This is a genomic window from Pseudomonas sp. FG36, assembly GCF_057809275.1.
In genome coordinates this window covers 1-594 of record NZ_JBMDJQ010000086.1, presented here as the reverse complement: position 1 = coordinate 594, position 594 = coordinate 1, and the positions used below count along the sequence as shown (strand labels likewise).

1 protein-coding gene is annotated in these 594 nt (G+C 57.4%); it reads right to left on the bottom strand.

Annotated features, from left to right (window positions below):
- Positions 1–594, bottom strand: a 594-nt coding sequence (locus ACODS9_RS26535) for an EF-Tu C-terminal domain-related protein (protein ID WP_489095122.1), incomplete at both ends; no start/stop codon positions are given.

Below are 594 nucleotides of genomic sequence, written 5' to 3'. Positions count from 1 at the left end.
CCGACGGTACGACCGCCTTCACGGATGGCGAAACGCAGACCGTCTTCCATTGCGATGGTCTTGATCAGGGTGACAGTCATCTGGATGTTGTCACCTGGCATTACCATTTCAACGCCTTCCGGCAGTTCGCAGTTACCGGTCACGTCAGTGGTACGGAAGTAGAACTGAGGACGGTAGCCTTTGAAGAACGGAGTGTGACGGCCGCCTTCTTCCTTCGACAGGACGTAGACTTCTGCGGTGAACTTGGTGTGCGGCTTGACCGAACCTGGCTTGACCAGAACCTGGCCACGCTCAACGTCGTCACGCTTGGTACCACGCAGCAGAACGCCGCAGTTCTCGCCAGCACGACCTTCGTCCAGCAGCTTGCGGAACATCTCAACACCGGTGCAGGTGGTGGTGGTGGTGTCACGCAGACCAACGATTTCCAGGGCGTCCTGAACGCGGACGATACCACGCTCGATACGACCGGTAACAACGGTACCACGACCCGAGATCGAGAATACGTCTTCGATTGGCATCAGGAACGGCTGGTCGATGGCACGAACTGGCTCAGGGATGTAGGCATCCAGAGTTTCTACCAGCTTCTTGACAGCG